This window comes from Xanthomonas sp. NCPPB 1067 (assembly GCF_020783795.1).
GTDB classification, from domain to species: domain Bacteria; phylum Pseudomonadota; class Gammaproteobacteria; order Xanthomonadales; family Xanthomonadaceae; genus Xanthomonas; species Xanthomonas melonis.
The window spans coordinates 115,103-138,898 of sequence record NZ_JAJGQG010000003.1 but is presented as its reverse complement, the minus strand read 5'-3'; the positions used below and the strand labels follow the sequence as shown (position 1 = coordinate 138,898).

The 23,796-nt window shown below is 67.6% G+C and carries 23 protein-coding genes and 1 other RNA gene; 14 read left to right on the top strand and 10 right to left on the bottom strand.

Annotated features, from left to right (window positions below; all coding sequences use genetic code 11):
* Positions 1-57: 57 nt before the first annotated feature.
* The 4 genes from gudD to kdgD all read right to left on the bottom strand — a co-directional run bounded on the left by gudD (position 58) and on the right by kdgD (position 5,446).
* Positions 58-1,413 (bottom strand): glucarate dehydratase, encoded by a 1,356-nt coding sequence (gudD, locus tag LL962_RS03855; protein WP_228315966.1) that lies wholly within the window; start codon positions 1,411-1,413, stop codon positions 58-60.
* 19 nt (positions 1,414-1,432) lie between these two features.
* Positions 1,433-2,833 (bottom strand): MFS transporter, encoded by a 1,401-nt coding sequence (locus tag LL962_RS03850; RefSeq protein WP_304956880.1) that lies wholly within the window; start codon positions 2,831-2,833, stop codon positions 1,433-1,435.
* Between the two features lie 115 nt (positions 2,834-2,948).
* Entirely contained in the window at positions 2,949-4,529 is a 1,581-nt protein-coding gene (locus LL962_RS03845) for an aldehyde dehydrogenase (NADP(+)) (RefSeq protein ID WP_228315965.1), read from the bottom strand.
* Positions 4,529-5,446, bottom strand: coding sequence for a 5-dehydro-4-deoxyglucarate dehydratase (gene kdgD, locus LL962_RS03840; protein ID WP_228315964.1), 918 nt, complete (start codon positions 5,444-5,446; stop codon positions 4,529-4,531). Before kdgD ends, LL962_RS03845 begins: the two co-directional genes overlap by 1 nt.
* Positions 5,447-5,740: 294 nt before the next feature.
* On the opposite strand from kdgD, the gene LL962_RS03835 reads away from it, so the two are divergent.
* The gene (locus tag LL962_RS03835; RefSeq protein ID WP_228315963.1) at positions 5,741-6,610 is read left to right on the top strand and encodes a LysR family transcriptional regulator; all 870 of its coding nucleotides are present in this window, start codon (positions 5,741-5,743) and stop codon (positions 6,608-6,610) included.
* Between the two features lie 204 nt (positions 6,611-6,814).
* Here the strand turns inward: LL962_RS03835 and LL962_RS03830 are convergent, their stop codons facing one another.
* From LL962_RS03830 to LL962_RS03815, 4 genes are all read right to left on the bottom strand, one after another.
* Positions 6,815-8,986, bottom strand: coding sequence for a RelA/SpoT family protein (locus LL962_RS03830; RefSeq protein ID WP_104586742.1), 2,172 nt, complete (start codon positions 8,984-8,986; stop codon positions 6,815-6,817).
* A 125-nt stretch (positions 8,987-9,111) separates the two neighbouring features.
* A complete protein-coding gene (rpoZ, locus tag LL962_RS03825; protein ID WP_002812428.1) occupies positions 9,112-9,411 on the bottom strand; it encodes a DNA-directed RNA polymerase subunit omega in 300 nt (99 codons plus the stop codon).
* Between the two features lie 286 nt (positions 9,412-9,697).
* The gene (gene gmk / locus LL962_RS03820; RefSeq protein WP_104586743.1) at positions 9,698-10,309 is read right to left on the bottom strand and encodes a guanylate kinase; all 612 of its coding nucleotides are present in this window, start codon (positions 10,307-10,309) and stop codon (positions 9,698-9,700) included.
* Between the two features lie 158 nt (positions 10,310-10,467).
* The gene (locus tag LL962_RS03815; RefSeq protein ID WP_104586744.1) at positions 10,468-11,328 is read right to left on the bottom strand and encodes a YicC/YloC family endoribonuclease; all 861 of its coding nucleotides are present in this window, start codon (positions 11,326-11,328) and stop codon (positions 10,468-10,470) included.
* Between the two features lie 106 nt (positions 11,329-11,434).
* On the opposite strand from LL962_RS03815, the gene rph reads away from it, so the two are divergent.
* The 8 genes from rph (at position 11,435) to LL962_RS03775 (ending at position 19,211) form a co-directional block, all read left to right on the top strand.
* The gene (gene rph, locus LL962_RS03810; RefSeq protein WP_228315962.1) at positions 11,435-12,160 is read left to right on the top strand and encodes a ribonuclease PH; all 726 of its coding nucleotides are present in this window, start codon (positions 11,435-11,437) and stop codon (positions 12,158-12,160) included.
* Positions 12,157-12,549 (top strand): VOC family protein, encoded by a 393-nt coding sequence (locus LL962_RS03805; RefSeq protein ID WP_104586746.1) that lies wholly within the window; start codon positions 12,157-12,159, stop codon positions 12,547-12,549. Before rph ends, LL962_RS03805 begins: the two co-directional genes overlap by 4 nt.
* The gene (gene rdgB, locus LL962_RS03800; protein WP_228315961.1) at positions 12,546-13,145 is read left to right on the top strand and encodes an RdgB/HAM1 family non-canonical purine NTP pyrophosphatase; all 600 of its coding nucleotides are present in this window, start codon (positions 12,546-12,548) and stop codon (positions 13,143-13,145) included. The genes LL962_RS03805 and rdgB overlap by 4 nt, the downstream gene beginning before the upstream one ends.
* A 15-nt stretch (positions 13,146-13,160) precedes the next feature.
* Entirely contained in the window at positions 13,161-14,318 is a 1,158-nt protein-coding gene (gene hemW / locus LL962_RS03795; protein ID WP_228315960.1) for a radical SAM family heme chaperone HemW, read from the top strand.
* Positions 14,319-14,644: 326 nt separating this feature from the next.
* A complete protein-coding gene (locus tag LL962_RS03790) occupies positions 14,645-17,053 on the top strand; it encodes a DUF1631 domain-containing protein (RefSeq protein ID WP_228315959.1) in 2,409 nt (802 codons plus the stop codon).
* Positions 17,050-17,397: a PilZ domain-containing protein gene (locus LL962_RS03785; protein WP_104586750.1), complete on the top strand. Its 348-nt coding sequence runs from the start codon at positions 17,050-17,052 to the stop codon at positions 17,395-17,397. Before LL962_RS03790 ends, LL962_RS03785 begins: the two co-directional genes overlap by 4 nt.
* A 61-nt stretch (positions 17,398-17,458) precedes the next feature.
* Entirely contained in the window at positions 17,459-18,784 is a 1,326-nt protein-coding gene (gene pepQ / locus LL962_RS03780; RefSeq protein WP_228315958.1) for a Xaa-Pro dipeptidase, read from the top strand.
* 28 nt (positions 18,785-18,812) lie between these two features.
* Entirely contained in the window at positions 18,813-19,211 is a 399-nt protein-coding gene (locus tag LL962_RS03775) for an XVIPCD domain-containing protein (RefSeq protein WP_104586752.1), read from the top strand.
* A 299-nt stretch (positions 19,212-19,510) separates the two neighbouring features.
* Here LL962_RS03775 and LL962_RS03770 read toward each other — a convergent pair whose 3' ends face one another.
* Positions 19,511-20,848 (bottom strand): aminopeptidase P N-terminal domain-containing protein, encoded by a 1,338-nt coding sequence (locus LL962_RS03770; RefSeq protein ID WP_228315957.1) that lies wholly within the window; start codon positions 20,846-20,848, stop codon positions 19,511-19,513.
* A 13-nt stretch (positions 20,849-20,861) separates the two neighbouring features.
* Entirely contained in the window at positions 20,862-21,404 is a 543-nt protein-coding gene (locus LL962_RS03765; RefSeq protein WP_104586754.1) for a YecA/YgfB family protein, read from the bottom strand.
* Between the two features lie 234 nt (positions 21,405-21,638).
* On the opposite strand from LL962_RS03765, the gene LL962_RS03760 reads away from it, so the two are divergent.
* From LL962_RS03760 to LL962_RS03740, 5 genes are all read left to right on the top strand, one after another.
* Complete coding sequence (locus LL962_RS03760; protein ID WP_104586856.1) at positions 21,639-21,860, top strand: TIGR02449 family protein; 222 nt, start codon at positions 21,639-21,641, stop codon at positions 21,858-21,860.
* The gene (locus tag LL962_RS03755) at positions 21,857-22,156 is read left to right on the top strand and encodes a cell division protein ZapA (RefSeq protein ID WP_228315956.1); all 300 of its coding nucleotides are present in this window, start codon (positions 21,857-21,859) and stop codon (positions 22,154-22,156) included. Before LL962_RS03760 ends, LL962_RS03755 begins: the two co-directional genes overlap by 4 nt.
* A gap of 96 nt (positions 22,157-22,252) precedes the next feature.
* Positions 22,253-22,435, top strand: a non-coding RNA gene (ssrS, locus tag LL962_RS03750) — 6S RNA.
* Between the two features lie 252 nt (positions 22,436-22,687).
* Complete coding sequence (locus LL962_RS03745) at positions 22,688-23,278, top strand: 5-formyltetrahydrofolate cyclo-ligase (RefSeq protein WP_228315955.1); 591 nt, start codon at positions 22,688-22,690, stop codon at positions 23,276-23,278.
* Entirely contained in the window at positions 23,275-23,751 is a 477-nt protein-coding gene (locus tag LL962_RS03740; RefSeq protein WP_228315954.1) for an EVE domain-containing protein, read from the top strand. The genes LL962_RS03745 and LL962_RS03740 overlap by 4 nt, the downstream gene beginning before the upstream one ends.
* Positions 23,752-23,796: the final 45 nt, after the last annotated feature.

Here is a 23,796-nt window from a genome sequence, read left to right as displayed (position 1 = left end):
GGTGAACTCATGGCCATGCGCTGCTGCCGACGATCCGGCAGCAGGCATCGGTGCGCCTCAACGCACCAGGCACGGCCGCTTGTTGTCGAAGACCCAGTCGGGGATCAGCGCCTGCATGGCCGCCGCATCGTCGCGCGCGCCAAGGCTCAGGCGTTGATAGGTGCGATGCGCCGCTTCCAATGCATCCATGTCCAGTTCCACGCCCAGGCCGGGCCTGGTCGGCACCTGGATCTGGCCGCCTGCAATCTGCAGGGGATTGCGTGTGAGCCGCTGGCCGTCCTGCCAGATCCAGTGCGTATCGATGGCCGTCACCTTGCCCGGTGCTGCCGCCGCCACGTGGGTGAACATCGCCAGCGAGATATCGAAATGGTTGTTGGAGTGCGAGCCCCAGGTCAGGCCCCAGTCACGACATAGCTGCGCTACCCGCACCGAGCCCTGCAAGGTCCAGAAATGCGGGTCGGCCAACGGGATGTCCACCGACTGCAGTTGGATCGCATGCCCCATCTGGCGCCAGTCGGTGGCGATCATGTTGGTGGCGGTCGGCAGACCGGTGGCGCGACGGAACTCAGCCATGATCTCGCGCCCGGAATAGCCCTGTTCTGCCCCGCATGGATCCTCGGCATAGGCCAGCACGCCATGCATGTCGCGGCACAGCGCAATGGCTTGCTGCAACGACCATGCGCCGTTGGGATCCAGGGTGATGCGTGCCTGCGGAAAGCGTGCATGCAGCGCGCGGATCGCCTCGATTTCGTCTTCGCCGCGCAGTACGCCGCCCTTGAGCTTGAAATCGCGGAAGCCGTATTTTTCGTAGGCTGCTTCGGCCAGCCGCACCACGGCGGCAGGCGTCAATGCTTCCTGGTCGCGCACGGCTTCCCAGGCATCGGTGGCAGCGCTGCCGTCGCGATAATCGAGCCCGGTCTTGCGGCGGTCGCCGATGAAGAACAGATAGCCCAGCACATCCACCGCATCGCGCTGCTGGCCTTCGCCGAGCAGTGCGGCGACCGGCTGATCCAGGAATTGCCCGAGCAGGTCCAGCAGTGCGGATTCGATCGCGGTCACCGCATGGATGGTGATGCGCAGGTCGAAGGTCTGCAGACCGCGCCCGGCGCTGTCTCGGTCGGCGAAGGCGGTGCGCACCTGATTGAGGATGCACTGGTAATCGGCGATGGACCGGTCGCGGATCAGCGCGGCCGCTTCGTTCAATAGGCCGGCGATGGCGTCGCCGCCCGGCACCTCGCCCACGCCGATGCGCCCGGACGAGTCACGCAGCACCAGCACGTTGCGGGTGAAATACGGCGCATGCGCGCCACTGAGGTTCAGCAGCATGCTGTCCTGGCCGGCAACTGGCACCACGCGGATCTCGGTGATGCGCGGCGTGGTACCGATGTTTGCAGGTGACGTATGGATATTCATCAGGATTCTCCGAAGACGATCAACGCGGTGCGGGCATGGAGACAGGCGCGGCCGGGCCACCCGGGGGGGCCTTCAGTTCCACGCGCTTGATCTCGCCCACCACGACCAGATAGGACACCACCGCCAGGAGGGCATTGAGCCCGACGAAGACCAGCGCCCATTCGAAGGTGCCGGTGCTGGAGACGATGTAGCCGATGACAATTGGCGTGGTGATGCCGGCGATATTGCCGAAGGTATTGAACAGGCCACCGGACAGGCCGGCGATTTCCTTGGGCGAGGTGTCGGCCACCACTGCCCAGCCCAGCGCCCCGATGCCCTTGCCGAAGAAGGCCAGCGCCATCAGCCCGACCACCATCCATTCGGCCTGCACGTAATTGCAGCCGATCATCGTCACCGACATCAGCATGCCGATCACGATGGGTGTCTTGCGCGCGACAGTGAGCGAATAGCCGCGCCGGACCATGCGGTCGGAAACGAACCCGCCCAGGACGCCGCCGACGAAGCCGCAGACCGCCGGCAGCGAGGCGACGAAACCCGCCTCCAGGATCGACATGCCGCGCTCCTTGACCAGGTACACCGGGAACCAGGTCAGGAAGAAGTAGGTCAGCGTGGTAATGCAGTACTGGCCGATGTACACGCCCAGCAGCATGCGGTTGCATAGCAACTGTTTGGCGTAATGCCATTGCGTGCCCTTGGGCTGGCTGCCGGGCGTGGGGCGCTGTTCCATGTCCACCAGCGCACCGTTGGCCTGGATGTAGTGCAACTCCTGCGCGGACAGGCGGGGATGCTCGCGCGGCGCGTAGATGGTCTTGCGCCACAGCAGGGCCAGCAGCACGCCCACCCCGCCCATCACCAGGAACACATGCTCCCAGCCCCAGGCATGCACCAGCCAGCCCATCAGCGGCGCGAACGCCACCGTGGCGAAGTACTGCGCGGAATTGAAGATGGATGCAGCCAGACCGCGTTCAGCGGTGGGGAACCACGCCGCCACGATGCGGCTGTTGCCGGGAAACGACGGCGCTTCGGCGATGCCGACCAGAAAGCGCAGCACGAACAGCGTGGTCACCGCCCAGGTCACCGGCACCCAGCCGATGAAGCCCTGCAAGACGGTGAACAACGACCAGATCAGCAGCGACAGCCCGTACACGCGGCGCGAGCCGAAGCGATCGAGCAACCAGCCGCCGGGAATCTGCCCGGCCACATAGGCCCAGCCGAATGCGGAGAAGATGAAGCCCATCTGCAGCGCATCGATGCCCAGGGCGTCCTGGACCGCGGAACCGGCGATGGACAAGGTGGCGCGATCGGCATAGTTGATCGTGGTCACCACGAACAACATCAGCAGGATCAGATAACGCCTGCGCGGAACTGTCGGTGCGCCGACCGGCGTCGAACCGACCGCTTTTGAATCGATAGCCATCATCGTTCCTCACCTATGACGATGGAAGCGCGTCGCGCTTCGGTACTCCAAGTGGGCCTGTGACTGGCGTGCCGGACCCTCCTCCGGCACGCCTCAGGCAAGGTTGCAGGCGGCTCGGTCAGTCGTGCCCCAATGCGCCGTCCACGCGCCGCCACAGACCCAGCGGATTGTCGTGCGCCACCGCCGCCGGCAGCAGCGCCGCCGGCAGGTCCTGGTAGCAGACCGGGCGCAGGAAGCGATCGATCGCCAGCGTGCCCACCGAGGTGCTGCGGCTGTCGGAGGTGGCCGGGAACGGGCCGCCATGCACCATGGCGTGGCAGACCTCCACGCCGGTGGGCCAGTCGTTGACCAGGATGCGCCCGGCCTTGCGCTCCAGCACCGGCAACAGCGCGCTCGCCAGCTCGGTATCGCCATCGTCCATGTGCAAGGTGGCAGTGAGCTGGCCCTCCAGCCGTTCGCTCAATGCACGCAACTGGGCGATGTCCTTGCAGCGCACCAGCAGCGAAGACGCTCCGAACACTTCGGCCTGCAGTGCTTCGTCGGCCAGGAAGGCATCGGCATCGGTGCCGAACAACGCCGCCGGGCAACGCCCGGTATCTGCCGCCGCGCCACGCGCCAGCGTGGCGACCTGCGGATGCGCGCTCAGACGCTGCACCCCTTGCGCATAGGCCTGGCCGATGCCGGCAGTGAGCATCGCCGCCGGCGCTACCTCCTGCAGCGTTTGGGTGACGGAAGCGACAAACGCATCCAGCGCTGGCGAATCGATCGCCAGCAGCAGGCCGGGATTGGTGCAGAACTGTCCCGCGCCCAGGGTGAGCGAGCCGACGAAGGCCTTGCCCAGGGCCGGCGCGCGCGCCTGCAGCGCCTGCGGCAACAGATACACCGGGTTGATCGCGCTCATTTCCGCATACACCGGAATCGGCTCGCGTCGCGCTGCGGCGATCTTGACCAGGGCCATCCCGCCGGCACGCGAGCCGGTGAATCCCACCGCCTTGATGCGTGAGTCGGCCACCAGCTGCGCGCCGATCTCGATCCCGGCATCGAACAGCAGCGAGAACACGCCTTCCGGCAAGCCGCACTGCGCTACCGCGGCCTGGATCGCGCGGCCCACCAGCTCGGAGGTGCCCGGATGCGCGCCATGCGCCTTGACCACCACCGGGCAACCGGCTGCCAGGGCGGAGGCGGTATCGCCGCCGGCCACCGAGAACGCCAGCGGAAAGTTGCTGGCACCGAACACCGCCACCGGCCCCAGCGCGATATGGCGCTGGCGCAGATCCGCACGTGGCAGCGGCGTGCGCTGCGGCATGGCCGGATCGATGCGGGCCTGCAGCCAGCTGCCTTCGCGCACCACGTTGGCGAACAGCCGCAGCTGCCCCACGGTGCGCCCGCGCTCGCCTTCCAGCCGTGCGCGTGGCAGCCCGCTTTCGCGCATGGCACGTTCGATCAATGCATCGCCCAAGGCCAGGATCTGCTCGGCGATGCTCTCCAGAAAGCCGGCACGCACCTCCAGCGCGGTTTCGCGGTAGGCATCGAATGCCGCATGCGCCAGCGCACAGGCCTGCTCGAGATCCTGCGCGCTGGCCGAGGCGAACACCGGCTGCAGTGCGTCGCCGCTGGCGGCATCCAGCCCCTGGAATGTCGCACCGGCGCCGGGCACGCTGCGCTGGCCGATCAACGATTCACCCTGGATGGCATGCATCAGCGGCGTCCTCCGATCAGTTGCTTGAGCTGCGCCGATTCGGCCTCGGTCAGATCCGCCAGCGGCGTACGCACCGGCCCGGCCGGGCGGCCGACCGCGCGCATGCCGGCCTTGACGATGGACACCGCATAACCGGCGCGACGGTTGCGCAGCACCGTGTACGGCAGCACGAAATCGTTGAGCTCGCGGTAGATGGTGGCGTGGTCGCGCGCGCGCACCGCGGCATAGAACGCCAGCGCCCACTCGGGCAGGAAATTGAAGATGGCCGACGAATAGGTGGTGACGCCCATTTCCAGATACGGCAACGCGAAGGTTTCGGCGGTGGGCAGGCCGCCTACGTACAGCAGCCGGTCGCCCAGCCGCGCATAGATACGGGTCATGCGATCCACGTCGCCGATACCGTCCTTGTAGCCCACCAGGTTGGGGCAGCGTTCGGCCGCCCGTGCCAGCGTTACATCGTCGAGCTTGGCGTTGGCGCGGCCGTAGACGATCACGCCCAGCGCGGTCGCCTTGCAGACGCGTTCGACATGGTCGGCCACGCCATCGGCATCGCACTCGGTCAGGTACGGCGGAAACAGCAGGATGCCGTCGGCGCCGTTGCGCTCGGCGGCCTGCGCCATCTCGATCGCGATCGCGGTGCCGTAGCCGGCCGGCGCGATCACCGGCATGCGCCCGGCGGTCTGGTCCACCGCGGCACGCACGGCGCGGTCGACCTCGCCCAGGCTCAGCGAAAACAGCTCGCCGGTGCCGCCGGCGGCGAACAGCCCGGCCGCCGGATGCGAGGACAGCCAGTCCAGGTTGCTGCGATAGGCCGGCTCGTCGAAGGCCAGCCCGGCATCGAAATGGGTCACCGGAAACGACAGCAATCCGGCGCCAAGCGCCTGGGCCATCTCGGACGGGGTGTATCTGCTGCTCATCGGACAAACGCTCCTGGATGGGGTGCGCTGATCCTAGGAACGCAGATCGTTGCCAGTCCAAACCAAAGGACGCATCGTTTGATACATTGATTGAATCAAATGCGCCAGGAATCGCACGAAAACAGTGCAAATGGCTGCTTTGCAACGCTTTTTTGTGGTCAGCGTAATTATCGATGCTCGCGCTCGTTATCGCCTTGCGGAGCGCGCCTGGCGTATTCATCCGAGCCGCATGCGCGCAGATGTTGCATGTGCAGCATCGAATTCATCCACATCGTCACATTGGAGAACACTGCCATGTTCGATCTGCCCCAGTTGCGCTGCTTCGTCGCCGTTGCCGACGAGCTGCACTTCCGGCGTGCAGCCGAGCGTCTGAACATGACCCAGCCGCCGCTCAGCCGACAGATCCAATTGCTGGAGCACAGCGTGGGTACCGCCTTGCTGGAGCGCAACAGTCGCCACGTGCGGCTGACCCAGGCCGGGCGCAGCCTGCTGGCCGAGGCGCGCGCGATCCTGCGCATGGCCGAGAACGCCGGCCTGCGCGCGCGCCGGATCGGCACCGGCGATGCCGGCAGCGTGTCGGTGGGGTTCACCGCCGGCGCCAGCTATCGCTTCCTGCCCGAGGCCATCGCGCGCTGGCGCAGCGACGCGCCGGATGTGGACCTGCAACTCAAGGAGATGGTCAGCCTGGCCCAGCTGGATGCGCTGGATGCCGGGCGGCTGGACATCGGCCTGCTGCGCCCGCCGATCCAGCGCCAGGGCCTGCACAGCCGCTGCGTCGCACGCGAACCCCTGATCGCCGCCCTGCCCGAAGACGCTCCCCTGGCGCAGCGCGACAGCCTGCGCCTGCAGGATTTCGACGGGCAGCCGCTGGTCAACTACGCCCCGGACGAGGCGCGCTACTTCTACGATCTGCTGGCGCAACTGTTCGGTGCACACGGCATCGCACCGCGCTCGGTGCAGTACGTCAGCCAGATCCACTCGGTGCTGGCCCTGGTGCGCGGCGGCATGGGCATGGCACTGGTACCCGAAGGCGCGAGCGGCCTGCGTTACGCCGGCATCGTCTACCTGCCGCTGCGCGGCGAGGCACCGGCCACACCGGTGGAATTGCATCTGGTGTGGAAGCAGGACAACGACAATCCGGCGTTGCGCCGATTGATCGCCTGAGCGCATCGGCACGACCGTTGCGCCGACGGCAAAGGCCAGCGTTCGCCAGCCTTACGCGGGAGCGCCCGACCTCTTTCTCCTGTTTGCCCTGCAGACGCGACCAAGGACACAGCGGGCGTGTTTCTGCGGGCGCTACGGACGCTGCGGGCGCTACGCACTACCGCATCATCGATCCGCAGGGGACGATCAGGACGAGCGGATCCGCTACTGCCGCCCCACGCTCTGCACCACATGCAGACGCCGCAGCCGGCGCATCACTTCGGCCAGGTGGCGGCGGTCGCGCACCTGGATGTTGAAGCGCAGCACGGCGGCATTGAAGTCGCGGTCCAGGTAGTCCACCCGTTCGATGTTGGACTGGCTCTGCGCGATCGCCGCGGCCAGCTGCGCCAGCACGCCGGTGCGGTTTTCCACTTCGACGATCAGCGCGGTGTCGTAGTCGCCGCTGACGTTGGAGTCCCAGTCGATCGGTACCCAACGCTCGGGCGATTTGCGCAGCTCGGCCAGGTTCGGGCAATCCAGCCGGTGCACCACGATGCCCTTGCCGGCGGTGTGGTAGCCCATGATTTCGTCGCCGGGGATCGGTTGGCAGCAATTGGCGAAGCTGATCACGCCACGCTCGCTGCCGTCGATCAGGATCTTTTCGTGCGAATGCTTGGAATGCCCGCCACCGCGCAGTTCGGCGTAGGCCATCAGCGCCTGCGCGGCCTGGGTCGGCATCCAGTTGCCCAGCGCCACGTCGGCCAGCAGCGCTTCCAGCCGCGGGTAGCGATGTTCGGTGAGGAAGGCGTCCAGGCGTCCCTTGGGCAGCCGCTCCAGCGAGGAGTCCATCGCTTCCAGCGCGCGGTCGAGCATGCGGTGGCCCAGCTGCACCGCATCTTCGTGTTCGAGCTGCTTGAGCTGATGGCGGATCGCGGTACGCGCCTTGCTGCTGACCACGAACTCCAGCCATTGCGGCTTGGGCGTGGCCGAGCGCGCAGTGATGATCTCCACCGCCTGCCCGCTGACCAGCTTGGTGCGCAGCGGCACCAGCTTCTTGTCCACCCGCGAGGCCACCGCGCGGTTGCCCACGTCGGTGTGCACCGCATAGGCGAAATCCAGCGCGGTGGAATTGCGGGGCAATGCCAGGATCTTGCCCTTGGGCGTGAACAGATAGACCTCGTCCGGGAACAGGTCGACCTTGACATTGTCCAGGAACTCCAGCGACGAGCCGGCCGCACGCTGCGAATCGATCAGCTCCACGATCCAGTCGTGCGCGCGGCTCTGCGCGCTGTTGGGTGCGGCCGAACCGACCTTGTAGGTCCAGTGCGCCGCCACGCCGCGTTCGGCGATCAGATCCATCTCCTCGGTGCGGATCTGCACTTCGATCGGCGAGCCGTACGGCCCGAACAACACCGTGTGCAGCGACTGGTAACCGTTGGCCTTCGGGATCGCGATGAAATCGCGGAAGCGCCCGTCCAGCGGCTTGAAGGTGGCATGCACCGCGCCCAGCGCGTGGTAGCAATCGGCCACCGTGCGCACCACCAGCCGGAAGCCGAACACGTCCATCACCTGGTCGAAGGACTTGTTCTCGTCGTGCATCTTCGAATAAATGCTCCACGGCGTCTTGATACGGCTGACCAGGCGGTGCTCCAGCCCTTCCTTGGCCAGCCGCTGGCTCAACTGCACTTCCACCTGCGCCATCGATTCGCGCCGCACCACCGGCTGGCTGCGGATGTGCTTTTCGATGATGGCGTGGCGCCACGGATACAGCGCGCGAAAGCCCAGGTTCTGCAGCTCGGACTTGATCAGGCTCATGCCCAGGCGCTGGGCGATGGGCGCGTAGATCTCCAGCGTCTCGCGCGCGATGCGGCCGCGCGCCTCGGTGCTCTGCGCGCCCAGGGTCCGCATGTTGTGCAGGCGGTCGGCCAGCTTGATCATGATCACGCGCAGGTCGCGCGACATCGCCAGCAGCATCTTGCGGAAGCTTTCGGCCGCCGCTTCCTGGCGGTCGCGGAACTTGAGCTTGTCCAGCTTGGTGACGCCATCGACCAGCTCGGCCACCGCTTCGCCGAATTCGGAGGCCAGCTCTTCGCGCGTCAGCGGGGTGTCTTCGATGGTGTCGTGCAGGATCGCGGCGATCAGCGATTCCATGTCCAGGCCCAGCTCGGCCAGCACGCCGGCCACGGCCACCGGGTGGGTGATGTAGGGCTCGCCGGATTTGCGGGTCTGGCCGGCATGTGCCGTGGCACCGACTTCCCAGGCACGGCGCAGGATCGGCAGCTGCTCCTTGGGCAGGTAGCTGGCAGCGCGCTCGAAGTGCAGGACGTAGTCGGGAATCGCCGGGTCGGAGGACGGGGACATCGCCGCGCTCGCCTGGGCAGTAGGGCCTGGGTTCATGGCGGAAGACTATGCCAGCGGCGCAATGACGGCAAACGTTTGCACAGCCCGGCGCAGTGCAACGGTCCCAAACGAAAACAGCCCGCGGCGAGGCGGGCTGTCCGGACCTAACGCGCTGCGATGGATCAGTCGTCGTTCTTGGACATGTCTTCGTCGGCGACCACTTCGGCGGCGGCCCATTCCAGCGCTTCGCGCTCGGCGCGCTCGCGTTCGGCCTTCTCGACTTCATCGATCAGCGCGTTGTCGATCCGGCGGGCGGCGATCTCGCGCAGCGCCATCACGGTGGGCTTGTCGCTGGCGTCGGCGTTCTCGATCAGCGGCTGCACGCCGTTGGCGAGCTGACGGGCGCGCTTGGAGGCCATCATGACCAGCTCGAAACGGTTGTTCACGACTTCCAGGCAATCTTCTACGGTAATGCGGGCCATGCGGGCTCCCGGCGACCGGTAGCGGCCGCGCATCGAATGAGGGAAAGGGGGCGGAGTGTACGCCCGCCCTGCGGACCGGGCAACCGGCGGCCGTTCAGTTTCCTTTGGAATCAGCGACTTGAACCAGCGTCGCCGCCCCGAATCACGGTCCTGCTGCGCAGAACGCGGCCCCAGCGTCGCGCCTGGCGGCCTTCCGATCCCACTCGACGCAGGGCGCATGCCGCTCGCCGCGGTGGCCGATACACCGGTCCGTGAAGGACGATCTGCGCGCCGGAGGCCGCGCTGGTTACTCCAGCAGCGCCTGGATCAGCCCCGCATGCCGCTGCTGCTGCGCCTGCCGGCGCAAGCGGCTGGCGGTGAAGATGGCGCACATCTCCGCCACCGCGATGTCGAAGGTCTCGTTGATGATGACGTAGTCGAACTCTTCGAAGTGCAGCATTTCCTCGCGCGCGGCGGCCAGGCGCTGCGCCATCACGTCCTCGCTGTCCTGCCCGCGCTTGCGCATGCGCTCGTCCAGCGCCTGGCGCGACGGCGGCAGGATGAACACGCTCACCGCATCGGGCACCTTCTGACGCACCTGGCGCGCACCCTGCCAGTCGATCTCCAGCAGCACGTCGTGGCCGGCGGCCAGTTGCGGCTCCACCGACTGCCGCGCGGTGCCCTTCCAGTCGCCGTGCACCAGAGCGTATTCGAAGAAGTCGCCCGCCTCGATCATGCCCTGGAACTCGCCGGCAGAGACGAAATGGTAGTGCTCGGCATGCCGCTCGCCCGGCCGCGGCGCGCGCGAAGTGAACGAGATCGACAGGGCGATCTTCGGGTCGCGTGCCAGGGTGGCGTTGACGATGCTGCTCTTGCCGGCGCCCGAGGGGGCCGCAACGATATAGAGAGTGCCGCGCATAGGGTCAGGGATTCGGAATTGGGGAGTCGGGATTCGCAAACGGACTGCGGACCGGTACCACCGGGGTCGACATGCTACCGGGATTGGCTGCAGTCCGCAGACATCCGGGCGTGCAGTTGCCCCTGCCCGAATCCCGAATCCCGAATCCCCAATCCCGGCTACTCGATGTTCTGCACCTGCTCGCGGATCTGGTCGATCAGCACCTTCAGGTCCACCGCGGCGTTGGAGGTGCGGCTGTCCACCGACTTGGAGCCGAGCGTGTTGGCCTCGCGGTTGAATTCCTGCAGCAGGAAATCCAGGCGCCGACCCACCGGTTCGCGCTGCCTGAGCACGCGGCGGATCTCGCCGATGTGGCTGGACAGCCGGTCCAGTTCCTCGTCCACATCGAGTTTCTGCAGCCACAACACCAGTTCCTGCTCGGCGCGGCCCGGGTCCACCGGATGCGGCAGATCGGCCAGGCGGGCGGCCAGCTTGGCACGCTGACCTTCGCGGATGACCGGAATCAGCGTGCGCACCTGCGCGGCGATGCGTTCGATCGCGTCCACCCGCTCGCCGATCGCCTCGGCCAGCTTGGCGCCCTCGCGCTCGCGTGCGTCCACGAAGCTGTCCACCACCTCGTCCAGCAACGCCAGCGCCTGCGCCTGCAGGGCCGGCCCATCCACGTCCTGCACCTGCAGCACGCCGGGCAGTTGCAGCAGCTCGGTGAAGCCTACCTGCAACCTGGGAAAGCTCGCATCCAGCCGCGTGGCGAGCGCACCGAGCTCCTGCAGCAGCGCTTCGTTCACCGCCAGGCTCTGCGCATGCTCCGGCGCGCGCAGGCGCAGCGTCAGGTCCAGCTTGCCGCGGCTGTTCTTCGCCGCCACGCGTTCGCGCAGCAACGGCTCCAGCGCACGCAACTCCTCCGGCAGGCGGGTGCCGACCTCCAGAAACCGGTGGTTGACCGAGCGCAGCTCGCAGCCCAGCGTCCCCCAGGGCGTGATGCGTTCGCCGCCGGCGAATGCGGTCATGCTTCGGATCATCGTCAGTCCCGTTCCATCAAAGCGCGAATGGTACTCTAGCGGGCCGCGCTGGCTGACCGCCCGCCACGCGCCGACAGACCCACCTCCCGACTTCCGGATCCATCGCATGACCTTTTCCCGTCCCAGCGGCCGCATGGCCGATCAGCTGCGCCCGGTGCGCATCGAACGCGCTTTCACCCGCCATGCCGAAGGCTCGGTGCTGGTGAGCTTCGGCGACACCCGCGTGCTGTGCACCGCCAGCGTGGAGAACCGCGTGCCGAACTTCCTGCGCGGCAAGGGCGAAGGCTGGATCACCGCCGAATACGGCATGCTGCCGCGCTCCACCCATACCCGCTCCGACCGCGAAGCCGCGCGCGGCAAGCAGGGCGGCCGCACCCTGGAAATCCAGCGTCTGATCGGCCGTGCGCTGCGCGCCTGCGTGGACCGCAATGCCCTGGGCGAGCGCACCATCACCCTGGACTGCGACGTGCTGCAGGCCGACGGCGGCACCCGCACCGCTGCCATCACCGGCGCGTACGTGGCGCTGGCGGACGCGGTGAACCTGCTGCTCAAGCGCGGCGACATCAAGAAACACCCGGTGATCGGTGCGGTGGCGGCGGTATCGGTCGGCATCTACCGCGGCGAGCCGGTGCTGGATCTGGATTACCCCGAAGACAGCGACTGCGATACCGACATGAACGTGGTGATGAACGATGGCGGTGGCTTCATCGAGCTGCAGGGCACCGCCGAAGGCCACGCCTTCCGCCGCGAGGAACTCGATGCGCTGCTGTCGCTGGCCGAAAAAGGCGTGAGCGAGCTGCTGGCGCTGCAACGCGCCGCACTGGCCGCATGAAGCGGCGCATCGCCATGACCACGCTGCTGGTCGCCGATTACGACGCGGCCATCGCCTGGTATGGCGGCGCGCTGGGTTTTCGCGTGCTCGAGGATCGAGCGCTGGGCGATGGCAAGCGTTGGGTGGTGATCGGCCCGGGCAGCGCGGACGATGCCGCCCTGCTGCTCGCGCAGCCATCCGATGCCGCGCAACAGGCGCGTATCGGCGACCAGACCGGCGGGCGGGTGGATCACTTCCTCTACACCGACGACTTCTGGCGCGACCATGCGGCGATGCAGGCGTACGGTGTGCAATTCCTGGAAACCCCACGCCAGGAGCCGTACGGAACGGTCGCCGTGTTCGCCGATCTGTACGGCACCCGGTGGGATCTGCTGGAGCCCAAACGATGAAACAACTGGTATTGGCCAGCGGCAACGCCGGCAAGCTGGAAGAACTGCGCGCCATGCTCGCCGACCTGCCGCTGCAGATCGTGGCGCAGGGCGAGCTGGGCGTGGACGAGGTGCCCGAGACCGGCCTGACCTTCGTCGAGAACGCCCTGATCAAGGCCCGCCACGCCAGCGCGGTGACCGGCCTGCCGGCACTGGCCGACGACTCGGGCCTGATCGTCGATGCGCTGGGCGGTGCGCCCGGCCTGTACAGCGCGCGCTATGCCGGCATCCCCACCAACGCGCAGGCCAACAACGCAAAATTGCTCGATGCCATGCGCGGGATCCCCGCCGAGCGCCGCAGCGCGCGCTTCTATGCGGTGATCGTGCTGCTGCGCCACCCGGAAGATCCGCAACCGCTGATCGCCGAAGGCAGCTGGGAAGGCGTGATCACCACCGAACCGCGCGGCGACGGTGGCTTCGGCTACAACCCGGTGTTCCTGGATCCGGCGCATGGCCTGACTGCCGCACAGATGGACAGCGAGCTGAAGAACCGCTTGAGCCATCGCGCAGTGGCGCTGGCCACGCTGCAGCACAAGCTGCGTGCGCTGGCGCTTTGAACGACGCGTCATGCAATGCCCGACCTGATCCCGCCCCCGCTTTCGCTCTACGTGCACCTGCCCTGGTGCGTGCGCAAATGCCCGTACTGCGACTTCAATTCGCACGCGGCCAAGGGCGCGTTGCCGTTCGACGATTACGTGGATGCATTGATCCGCGACCTGGATGCGGATCTGCCGCTGGTATGGGGCCGGGTGGTGCATTCGGTGTTCTTCGGCGGCGGCACGCCCAGTCTGTTTCCGCCTGCAGCGATCGACCGCTTCCTGCAGGCGGCCGCGGCGCGGCTGCGCTTTGCGCCGAATCTCGAGATCACCCTGGAAACCAACCCGGGGACCGCCGAGCACGGCCGCTTCGAGCATTACCGTGCGGCCGGCGTGAACCGGCTGAGCTTTGGCGTGCAGAGCTTCGACGATGTGGCGCTGCAACGGCTCGGCCGCATCCACGACAGCGCCGAGGCCGAACGCGCGATCAAGCTGGCGCAGGATGCCGGCTATGACAATGTCAATATCGACCTGATGTATGCGCTGCCCGAGCAGACCCTGCAGCAGGCCGAGCACGATCTGGAACGCGCCTTCGCGCTGCAGCCCGCGCACCTGTCGCACTACCAGCTGACGCTGGAACCGAACACGGTGTTCTTCGCGCGGCCGCCCCAGGGCATCCCCGACGACGATACGGCCTGGGATATCCAGGAGCATTGCCAGCGCCTGCTCGCCGACGCCGGTTATGCGCAGTACGAAGTCAGCGCCTATGCCAGGCCGGGCCGGCAGTGCGCGCACAACCTCAATTACTGGCGCTTCGGCGATTACCTGGGCATCGGCGCCGGTGCGCACGGCAAGATCAGCGCCGGCGCGCAGCAGCAGGTCATGCGGCGCTGGAAGCACAAGCATCCGCAAAGCTATCTGGCCAGTGCCGGCACGGCGGCGTCGATCGGCGGCGACGACGTCATCACGCGCGAACGGCTGCCGTTCGAATACATGCTCAACCTGTTGCGGCTGCACGAGGGCTTTCGGCTGGGCGACTTCGAAGCCTGCACCGGGCTGCCGGCCTCGGCCATCGCCGCGCCGCTGGCACGCGCGTTCGCGCAAGGCTGGCTGATCGAACAGGACGGCCGCCTGATGCCCACCGAGTTGGGCCGCCGCTTCACCAACGATGTGGTGGAACTGTTCCTGGACTGAGCGGCGCAGCGGATCAGCCAGCCGCCCATGCCCACCGCCATCTTCAAGCCTGCGTGCGATCGGTCACCGGCCAGATGCCTCCCGCATGCACGGCGCGGCCGACGCGTACTCCACGTCCATCACCAGCCCGGGGCGCCCCTGCCGCGCGCGCCTGATCGCCGTGCGACAGGTTGGGGAACCGCCCAGCCCGCGGGCCGGGACATGCGCATGCGCGAAGAATCGCCGGCCCGCCGAAGCCGGCATGCAGCCATGCGCACACCGGTTCGCTGGGCAGCGGAAAAACATGCTACATAGCTCACGCTTCGAACCGAGTCCGCCGCTCCCGGATGCCCACGCCCGCCTCTTCCCTGCCGCCCACACTCCCCGGCCCGATCGCCGAAGCGCCGGTGTCCGCGCGCGGCCGGCGCCTGCTCGGCATGCTGCACGCGCACTGCGTGCAGGCGCTCGCTGGTCCGCTGCGGCTGACCATCGTCGAGCTGGAACGCGATCTGCTGCATCAGGCCGAGCATGCGCGCAACAGCCAGATCCAGGCCGACACCTATGCGCAGACGCGCGGGCTGCGCGATCAGATCGATGGCTTTCCGCAGCGCTTTCTGCAGGCGCTGGCGCAGGACCTGGCCAACCTGCACACCCGCCCTGCGCTGATGCCGCCGCCGGAGGCATCGGCGCACCCGCAAATGCTCACGCTGGTGGAAGACACCGATATCGATCGCGACATCGTGCTCAGCGAGATCGCCAGACGCGAAACCTCGCGCCGCGCCGCTGCGCTGCAATTGCTGTCGCAGCGGCTGGCCGTGATCGGCGCGGTACCCGAATTCGAACTGGAAGCCTTGCCGCTCGGCCCCTACACGCTGTGTCGGATCCTGCGCGAATGCGGACAGACGCTTGGGCTCAACCAGGACGGGCAGCTCACACTGTACAAGGTGTTCGAGCGTCAGGTGATGGACCGGCTGGGCGATCTGTTCGAACGCGCCAATGGCACGTTGGAACAGGAAGGCATTCTGCCGGGGTTGGTCTATCACCCATATCTGGTGAAACCCACCCAGGTGCAGACGCGACGTGCGGCGCCAGCGGTTGCAGGCGCGCCCAAGGACGCCGGCGCAGGCGATGTTCGCGGCGGAGCGCAGCGCGCGGCGCGGCCAGCCACCGGCTGGAGCGGATCGGCCGCCCCGACCGCCTGGCAAAGCGCCTTGCTCGATCCGCTGAACGCGCCCGCGGCATCGCTTGGCGCTGCGGCAGGCATGCAGACCGACCCGGCCCTCGGCCAGGCCAAGCACGCGCTGGCTGGCCTGATGGCGTCGGCCCGCCAGGCGCAGGCATCCAGCGGCGCGCATGCCTCGCAAGACGGCATGCCGGGCAGCCTGCGACAGGCCGCCGCGGCGAAACCTGCCAGCGCCCCCACGGCAACAGCGGTCGCCGTGCCCAGGGCCGCGCTCGCCGAGGCGCTGGCCAGCCTGCAAGTCAACCTCCGCGCACAGCCGGATGCGGCCGCGCACACCAACGGCATCGACGCGCTGCAACACCAGGTGCTGCAAGTGCTGCGCGCCCAGCACGGCCCGGGCGCGGCACTGTCGCCGCAGGACAACGACACCTTCGACCTGCTCGGATTGCTCTACGCGCAGATGCAGCGCGAAGTGCGCACACACACGCCTGCGCAGGCACTGCTCGCCAAACTGCAGGTGCCGGCCGTGCGCGCAGCGCTGGCCGACCCGCATTTTTTCGTACGCGACCAGCATCCGCTGCGCGAACTGCTCAACACCGTCGCCGAGTCCGGCGCGGTATGGCTGGGCGAAGACGAGATCGACCCGCAGTTGCTGCACAAGCTGGGCAGCGCAGTCGACAGCGTGGTCGACAACTACCAGGGCGATGAGGCGGTATTTGCCGCGGCGAACGACGATATCCAGGCGCACTTGCGTGCGCTCAGCCGCAAGGCCGAGGTCGCCGAGCGCCGGCATGTGGATGCCGCACGCGGCAAGGAACGGCTGGAAGCGGCCAAGCAGCAGGCCCAGGCGCGCATCGAGGACGTGTGCGAACACAGCGCGCCACCGCGGTTCGTGCAGTCGCTGCTGCGCCAGGCCTGGTCCGACGTGCTCACGCTCACCCTACTGCGCCAGGGCGAGCAGTCGCCGGAATGGGACGAGCGCCAGGCCTTGACTGCGCGCATGGCCGAAGTCACCTGCCGCAGCAAGGGCGCCCCCCCGGACACCGCGCTCGGCACCGAAGTGGAGAACGCGCTGCTGCAGGTGGGCTACCACCCCGAAGAAGCGGCTGCGATCGCGCGCCGCCTGGCCACGCCAGGCGGCGAAGACGAACTCACCTCGCGCACCGAGCTCACCGCCAGGCTCAAGGCGCGTGCGCGACTGGGCGACCAGGGCGAGGGCGAAGCGCGCAAGCCGGCAACGGCCCCGCGTACCCCGGCCGAAGAGGCCTGCTACGCGCAGCTACGCAGCCTGCCCTTCGGTACCTGGTTCGAATTCACCATCAACCAGCAGGGCGATCTGCGACGGCAGCGGCTATCCTGGTATAGCCCGATGACCGGCCACGCCTTGTTCGTCAACCAGCGCGGGCAGAAGGTGGGCGAGCACTCGCTCGACGGCCTGGCACGGCTGATGGCCAACGGCCAGGCGCGGCTGCTGGTGGAAGACAAGGCACGACTGATCGATCGCGCCTGGCATGCCACCGTGCGCACACTGCGCAGCCTGGCCGGCCAATCCCCCGCAGAGACCAGCCCATGATCCACGACACCCGCCGCGCTCCGCGCCGCCAGCCCAGCGATCTGGTGCCGGTCATCGACATGCTCAGCGAAGCGCAGATCGGCCGCGTCGGCAATGTGTCCGAAACCGGCATGCTGCTGTTGGCCTCGGTTCCGCTGCACGACGACGCTTTGTACCAGGTGCGCTTCAGCCTGCCCGAACGCCTGGGTCGCGCCACCGAGATCGATGCGGGCGTGCACCTGCTGTGGTCCGACGCGGCACATGCGCCCGGGCAGACCTGGGCCGGCTTCCGCTTCCTGAGCATGTCCGAGCCGCATCGCCTGCGCCTGCGCGCCTGGATCGCCGAAGAACACATGGTCGGCTGACCGCTTCACCGGGTTTGCGGCAAAATCGTGTCTTGCCTTCGCATCGCCGATCGAGCCCCGCATGCCCCAGCCGTCCCTGAGCCACCTGTATTCCGACCATTTGCGCACGCTCGCCGCGCGCGCCGACCAGGCGCTGCAACGCGGCGGCTTCGACCATCTGGTGGTGCCCAGCGGCAGCCTGCATTACCAGGCGTTCGACGACCGCGATTACCCGTACGCGGTGAACCCGCAATTCAAGGCCTGGGTGCCGCTGACGCGCGTGCCCGACAGCTGGCTGGTCTACACGCCGGGCCAGCGCCCGACGGTGATCTTCCATCAACCGTTCGATTACTGGCACGTGGTGCCCGATGCGCCGAGCGGCTGGTGGGTGGAACACTGCGACATCCACATCGTCCGCACGCCCGACGAGGCGCTGAAGCTGCTGCCCGCGCGCAGCGAACGCTGCGCCATCCTGGGCGAAGCGCACAGTGCGCTGGGCGCGTACGTGCCGAACAACCCGCCGCCGGTACTCGACTACCTGGAGTATCAGCGCGCCTTCAAGACGCCGTACGAACTGGCGCTGATGCGCATTGCCCAGCAACTGGCCGTCCGCGGCCATCGGGCTGCCGAAGCCGCGTTTCGCGCCGGCCAGAGCGAATTCGGCATCCACATGGCGTACTGCGCCGCGGTAGGCCAGGACGCCAACGACCTGCCCTACGGCAACATCGTCGCGCTCAACGAGCACGGCGCGGTGCTGCACTACACCGAGCTGAGCCAGCAACCGCCGCAGCCGCTGCGCAGCTTCCTCATCGATGCCGGCGCCTCCGCCTATGGCTATGCCAGCGACATCACCCGCACCTACGCCGCCGACACCGGCAGCGAGTTCCAGGCGCTGATCCAGGCGGTGGATGCCGCGCAGGTCCGCATGGGCCAGGGCGTGCGTGCCGGCGTGGACTACAAACAGCTGCATGTGGATGCGCACCTGGCGCTGATGGGCATCCTCAAGGACTTCGGCATCCTCACCGCCTCGCCCGAGGCCGCACTGGCCACCGGCGTCAGCGCCGCCTTCTTCCCGCACGGTCTGGGGCATCTGATCGGCCTGCAGGTGCACGATGTGGCGGGCTTTGCCGCCAGCGACCGCGGCGGCCGCATCGAGCGTCCGGATGGTCACCCGTATCTGCGCCTGACCCGCGTCCTGGAGCCGGGCATGGTGGTGACCATCGAGCCGGGCGTGTACTTCATCGACATGCTGCTGGAGCAGGTGAAGAAGAACGGCCATGCCGCCAGCATCGACTGGCAGCGCATGGAACACTTCAAACCCTATGGCGGCATCCGTATCGAAGACGAAGTGGTGTGTACCGACGACGCACCGGAAAACCTGACGCGCCCGGTGTTTGCGGCCGCATGACCGCCCCTGCGCAGCACGGAGGATTCCCATGAACGACCCACGCCAGGCCTCGCACCCGGACCATCCGATGTACCAACAGATCGAACGCGGTGTCCACGCAATCGACGCCACGCACGGGCGCACCCCCGACCAGACCAGCGCGCGGCTCACCGCGGCACTGCTGCCGTTGGCCAAGGAGAACGGCCTGTCGCGCGTGGATCACGTGCTGATGAGCGAGGCCAACGGCACCGGCGTGCACAGCGGCGAGAACGTATTCGTGGTGCAGGGCGACCCGGCCAACCCGGCGCATCTACGCGCGCACATGAAGACCGCGCAAGCGCTGGGTACGCCGGAAGAGCAATCGTTCGAGCGTGCGCGGCAGATCGCTGCGCCAGGCGAGCAGGTGCAGCAGCCCGAGCGTACCCAGACACCGCAGCTGGGACAGTAAAACAGCCGGGACGACGTACGATCAGGCACGCTCCTGACGCGCGCCGCCGGCGCGCACCCGTCTTCAGTGGTGGCCGCCGGACCCAGCTGTGAACCGGCAGCATGCCCGCGAACCGCAGCGTCGGGCGCAGGATGCGCCGTCAGGACGCGCACCGGAGCGCTCCGGTCCGGCATGCCTCGCACGGGATTTTCCAAAAGCGCTTGCCACGCATCCATCACCACTGCGCGCGCCACGGCCGCGCCAGGCTTGCAGCGTTCTCGGCGTAGCGCTTTGACGCGAGGGCGCTGGCGATGGACCGGTCACAGCGACACGGTGGAACCCGCCATCTCTGCCTCGATCTCGTCGGCGCTGCGTGCCAGCGCATCGGTCAGTACGCGATGACCCTCGGCGGTGATCAGCACGTTGTCTTCAGTGCGGATGCCGATGCCGCGCCACCTGGCATCCACCGAGGTGTCGTCGGCAGACACGTAAAGCCCCGGCTCGATGGTGAACACCATGCCAGGTTCGAGCAGGCGCGACTCGCCGGCCAGTTTGTAATCGCCGACATCGTGCACGTCCAGCCCAAGCCAATGGCCAGTCTTGTGCCGATAGAACCGCTTGTAATGGCCTTCGGCGATATTGCGTTCCAGCTTGCCCTTGAGCAGCCCCAGCCGCAGCAGTCCCTCGGTCAGGGTCTGCACTGCAGCCAAATGCCCGGCTTCGTACGCCAGACCGGGGCGCGCCTGGGCCAGCGCGGCCGCCTGCGCGGCGCCGACCAGATCGTGCAGCGCGCGCTGCGCGGGGGTGAAACGGCCGTTGACCGGAAACGTGCGGGTGATGTCGGCTGCGTAGCCGCGGTATTCGGCGCCGGCGTCGATCAGCACCAGCTCGCCGTCGCGGCTGCGCGCGTTGTTGGCGCGGTAATGCAACACACAGGCATTGCTGCCGGTACCGACGATGCTGCCGTATGCCGGCCATGCGTCGGCAGCGCGGAACTCGCGTTCGACCTCCGCCTGCAGTTCGTACTCGTGCACGCCCGGGCGCGCCAGACGCATCGCTGCGCGGTGCGCACGCACGCTGATATCGGCGGCCTGTTGCATCAGCGCGATCTCGTCGCGCGACTTGAAAAGGCGCTGCTCGTGCAGCAAATGGCCAAGCTCGAGGAATTCGTGCGGCGGCTGCGCGCCGTGGCGTACCTGCTCCCGCACGCGTTTGAGCCAACCGATCAGCTTGAGGTCGAAATCGACGTCACGACCGAAGTGGTAGTACACGCGGCTGCGGCCTTCGAGCAGACCCGGCAGGATGTCGTCCACATCGTCGATGGGATAGGCATCGTCCATGCCATAACGTGCCACCGCGCCTTCCTGGCCCTCGCGCGGGCCGTCCCAGGCTTCGCGCTCGGCATCGCGCTCGCGGCAGAACAGGATCGCCTCGCCATGCTTGCGGCCCGGCACCAGTACCAGCACCGCTTCCGGCTCAGGAAACCCGCTCAGATACCAAAAGTCCGAATCCTGACGGTAGGGGTAGTGCGTGTCGTGACTCCGCACGCGCTCGGGCGCGGCGGGCAGGATCAGGATGGCGTGCTCGCCGGCCATCTGCATCAGCTGCCTGCGCCGGCGCGCGTATTCGGCCGCGCCGATCCCGGTAAGCTTTTTCATGTCGGTGCGCAGATCAGTTCAGGCGTTGACGGAAACGCGGCCCCATCACGCAGTCGCCATGCAGCAACAGCACCGCCACGCGCACGAACTCCTCGATCTCGGCCAGCGCGGTATCGTCTTCCTCGCCGGCATCGAAGTCCTCGCTGGACGCCTGTGCCAGCCGTGCCAGATCCTGCAGCGCTTCTTCGCCTTCTTCGCTCAGCGCCGGCCGCTGCTGTGCGGCCAGGCCGAACCCGCCCAGGAACGCACGGCACCAATCGAACAAGGCATCGGTGCGCGCCGACAGCGGGGCGCCGTCCTCGACCAGCAGCAGTTCGAAGGCGAAGTCGCGATCCTCCAGCTGCATCACCGTAGCCTGCCGCAACCGATCCAGCGCGCCGCCCTGCGCGGGCGCTCCCTGTGCCGAATCGGCCAGGATGCGCGCCAGCCAGTCGGCGCTGTCGGCGCCACCGCCAGACAGCCAGCCGCACAATCCACCATGCAACTCCGCCGCTGAGGACGCCAGCGCAAGCTGCCGGCTTTCGGTTTGCACAGCGGTCACGTCAGGCAGATCCATCGGGTCATCCAGGCTAAGAGCGGCAGGTGCCCGCGCATGGCGGGCGATCGGACTCGCCAGTGTACCAAGGCAGCCTGCGCCGCCCGCCACCTCGGCGTTCCATGCAGCGTTCCACGCAACCCGTGCGCCCTGCAGGATACGGCTCCAGGCCTTGGCCTGGCTGGCCCGGCAGGAGGCAGAAGATGCCCAGGCCGCCGCTTGACCGCTCTGCGCGCGCGCGCCTATCGTGCGCGCATGGACAACGCCGCCGCCCTCGCCCAGATTCGCGCACTTGCCGCCCGCGTGGAGGCGCTGGTCGAGCGTACTCAACGGTTGACCGACGAGAACCGCAGCCTGCGCCATCAGCAGGAACAGCTGATCGGCGAGCGTTCGCAATTGCTGAGCAAGAACGAGCAGGCGCGCTCGCGCGTGGAAGCGATGATCGTGCGCCTGAAGTCGCTGGAGCAGCACACGTGAGCAGCAACGAACCGGTGAGCGTGCGTATTCTGGATCGTGAATACACGGTGGGCGTGACCGCGGAAGAGCGCGAGAGCCTCACTGCCGCGGCCCGCCTGCTGGATCTGCGCATGCGCGAGATCCGCGGCAGCAACCGCATGGCCGCCGTCGATCGGGTCGCCGTACTGGCCGCGCTCAATCTGGCGCACGAACTGCAGCAGCTGCGCGAGCAGCAGGCACTTTACGATCGGGAGCTGGCCGAAACGCTGAGCTCCTTGAATCGCCGCCTGGATGGCCTGGCCGACACACCGCGTTGAGGCCTGCGTCGCATTGCCGTCGCAAAGATGAACTTTCGAGCGTGTGCGCCGACGAATGGGCTAGCCATCGCGCCACAGAGGTCTATACTTCACCTGCGTTCTCTGCTGTAAACGACAGCGTGCAAAACATTCGCCTTGTCCCTTAATGACGACCACGGGGGCGCGACGAAGCCGGGTGTGCAAGTCCGCCTTGTAGCGGGAAGCCCGATGGCCTCACAACGTCCCCACTTGAACCCCGGGTTCAAGGTCGTTTCGCCGCATCGTCACGGCGGAGAATGCAAATCTGAAACGACGCCTCCGGGCGTCGTTTCTTTTTGCGCCGTTGTCGGCGAACCCGCCGCATCGGTGCTGGCCGATGATGCAGGCAAGGCCGGCGACTGCAACCCGACGCGCGCGCGTGCGCGCATATGCCGGCGCCACCGCATGCCATCGCGCACAGCGCCACGACGCATCGCACTGCGGTCGACACGATGCTAGGCACGCGTCCACGCGGCGACGACAATGCCCACACCCCGTCGCCCCGAGAGCACGATGACCGAGGACAGAAATGCGTTGCGTCAACGGCTGCGCGCCGAGCGCCGCGCGCTGCCGGCAGCGCAACGCCTGGCAGCGGCCGACTCCCTGGCAACGCGCCTGCTGACACTGCCGTTCGCACCGCAGACCGGCGCGGTGGCAGGGTATTGGGCGATGGATGGCGAAATCGCGCTGCACCGCTGGCAACTCGGTTTGCCGGCCGGGGTGCGCTATTGCCTGCCCGTGCTGGACGGGCGCGTGTTGCGCTTTGCGCCATGGCGGCCCGGCCAGGCACTGATCAGCAATCGTTACGGCATTCCCGAACCGGACGTGGAGCGCGCCGCCACCCTGGCGCCGGAGGAGATGGCCCTGGTGGTCGCCCCGCTCACCGGCTTCGACGCAGCCTGCCGCCGGCTGGGCATGGGAGGCGGCTGGTATGATCGCAGCTTCGCGTTCCGGCATCGCCAGGCGCCGCCGCCCTGGCTGGTGGGTGCCGGCTTCGCCGCGCAACAGGTGCCCGCCCTGCCGACCGAACCCTGGGACGTGGCGGTGGACGCCATCTGTACCGAACACGCCACCTTCCTGAAAGACGACGCCGTTTCCGTATGACTGCACGCAAGCGCTACTGGTTGATGAAGTCCGAGCCGGACACCTTTTCCATCGACGATCTGGCACGCGTCGGCACCGAACCCTGGAACGGGGTGCGCAACTACCAGGCGCGCAATTTCATGCGCGATGGCATGCGGGTCGGCGACGGGGTGCTGTTCTATCACTCCAACTGCAAGGTGCCCGGTATCGTCGGCATCGCCAAGGTGGCCAGCACGGCGTACCCGGACGACACCCAGTTCGATCCGGCATCCGACTATCACGACCCGAAATCCACGCGCGAAGATCCGCGCTGGGTGCTGGTGGACGTGGCGTTCGAGCGCAAGCTCGGACGGACGATCGCACTGGACGAGATCAAGCAGCACGCCGACGCGCTGGGCGAGGGTTTCCCGCTGATCGCGCGCGGAAATCGGCTGTCGATCCTGCCGGTGACCGCTGCGCAGTGGAAATTGTTGCTGGCGATGGAATCGCCGTGATTCGGGATTGGGGATTCGCTCAATCCCCGCAGCCCGACGTGCGCC

Coding starts and splice junctions, on each gene's coding strand:
- gudD (WP_228315966.1), bottom strand. CDS start 1,413: ATGAATATCCATACGTCACCTGCAAACATCGGTACCACGCCGCGCATC.
- LL962_RS03850 (WP_304956880.1), bottom strand. CDS start 2,833: ATGATGGCTATCGATTCAAAAGCGGTCGGTTCGACGCCGGTCGGCGCA.
- LL962_RS03845 (WP_228315965.1), bottom strand. CDS start 4,529: ATGCATGCCATCCAGGGTGAATCGTTGATCGGCCAGCGCAGCGTGCCC.
- kdgD (WP_228315964.1), bottom strand. CDS start 5,446: ATGAGCAGCAGATACACCCCGTCCGAGATGGCCCAGGCGCTTGGCGCC.
- LL962_RS03835 (WP_228315963.1), top strand. CDS start 5,741: ATGTTCGATCTGCCCCAGTTGCGCTGCTTCGTCGCCGTTGCCGACGAG.
- LL962_RS03830 (WP_104586742.1), bottom strand. CDS start 8,986: ATGAACCCAGGCCCTACTGCCCAGGCGAGCGCGGCGATGTCCCCGTCC.
- rpoZ (WP_002812428.1), bottom strand. CDS start 9,411: ATGGCCCGCATTACCGTAGAAGATTGCCTGGAAGTCGTGAACAACCGT.
- gmk (WP_104586743.1), bottom strand. CDS start 10,309: ATGCGCGGCACTCTCTATATCGTTGCGGCCCCCTCGGGCGCCGGCAAG.
- LL962_RS03815 (WP_104586744.1), bottom strand. CDS start 11,328: ATGATCCGAAGCATGACCGCATTCGCCGGCGGCGAACGCATCACGCCC.
- rph (WP_228315962.1), top strand. CDS start 11,435: ATGACCTTTTCCCGTCCCAGCGGCCGCATGGCCGATCAGCTGCGCCCG.
- LL962_RS03805 (WP_104586746.1), top strand. CDS start 12,157: ATGAAGCGGCGCATCGCCATGACCACGCTGCTGGTCGCCGATTACGAC.
- rdgB (WP_228315961.1), top strand. CDS start 12,546: ATGAAACAACTGGTATTGGCCAGCGGCAACGCCGGCAAGCTGGAAGAA.
- hemW (WP_228315960.1), top strand. CDS start 13,161: ATGCCCGACCTGATCCCGCCCCCGCTTTCGCTCTACGTGCACCTGCCC.
- LL962_RS03790 (WP_228315959.1), top strand. CDS start 14,645: ATGCCCACGCCCGCCTCTTCCCTGCCGCCCACACTCCCCGGCCCGATC.
- LL962_RS03785 (WP_104586750.1), top strand. CDS start 17,050: ATGATCCACGACACCCGCCGCGCTCCGCGCCGCCAGCCCAGCGATCTG.
- pepQ (WP_228315958.1), top strand. CDS start 17,459: ATGCCCCAGCCGTCCCTGAGCCACCTGTATTCCGACCATTTGCGCACG.
- LL962_RS03775 (WP_104586752.1), top strand. CDS start 18,813: ATGAACGACCCACGCCAGGCCTCGCACCCGGACCATCCGATGTACCAA.
- LL962_RS03770 (WP_228315957.1), bottom strand. CDS start 20,848: ATGAAAAAGCTTACCGGGATCGGCGCGGCCGAATACGCGCGCCGGCGC.
- LL962_RS03765 (WP_104586754.1), bottom strand. CDS start 21,404: ATGGATCTGCCTGACGTGACCGCTGTGCAAACCGAAAGCCGGCAGCTT.
- LL962_RS03760 (WP_104586856.1), top strand. CDS start 21,639: ATGGACAACGCCGCCGCCCTCGCCCAGATTCGCGCACTTGCCGCCCGC.
- LL962_RS03745 (WP_228315955.1), top strand. CDS start 22,688: ATGACCGAGGACAGAAATGCGTTGCGTCAACGGCTGCGCGCCGAGCGC.
- LL962_RS03740 (WP_228315954.1), top strand. CDS start 23,275: ATGACTGCACGCAAGCGCTACTGGTTGATGAAGTCCGAGCCGGACACC.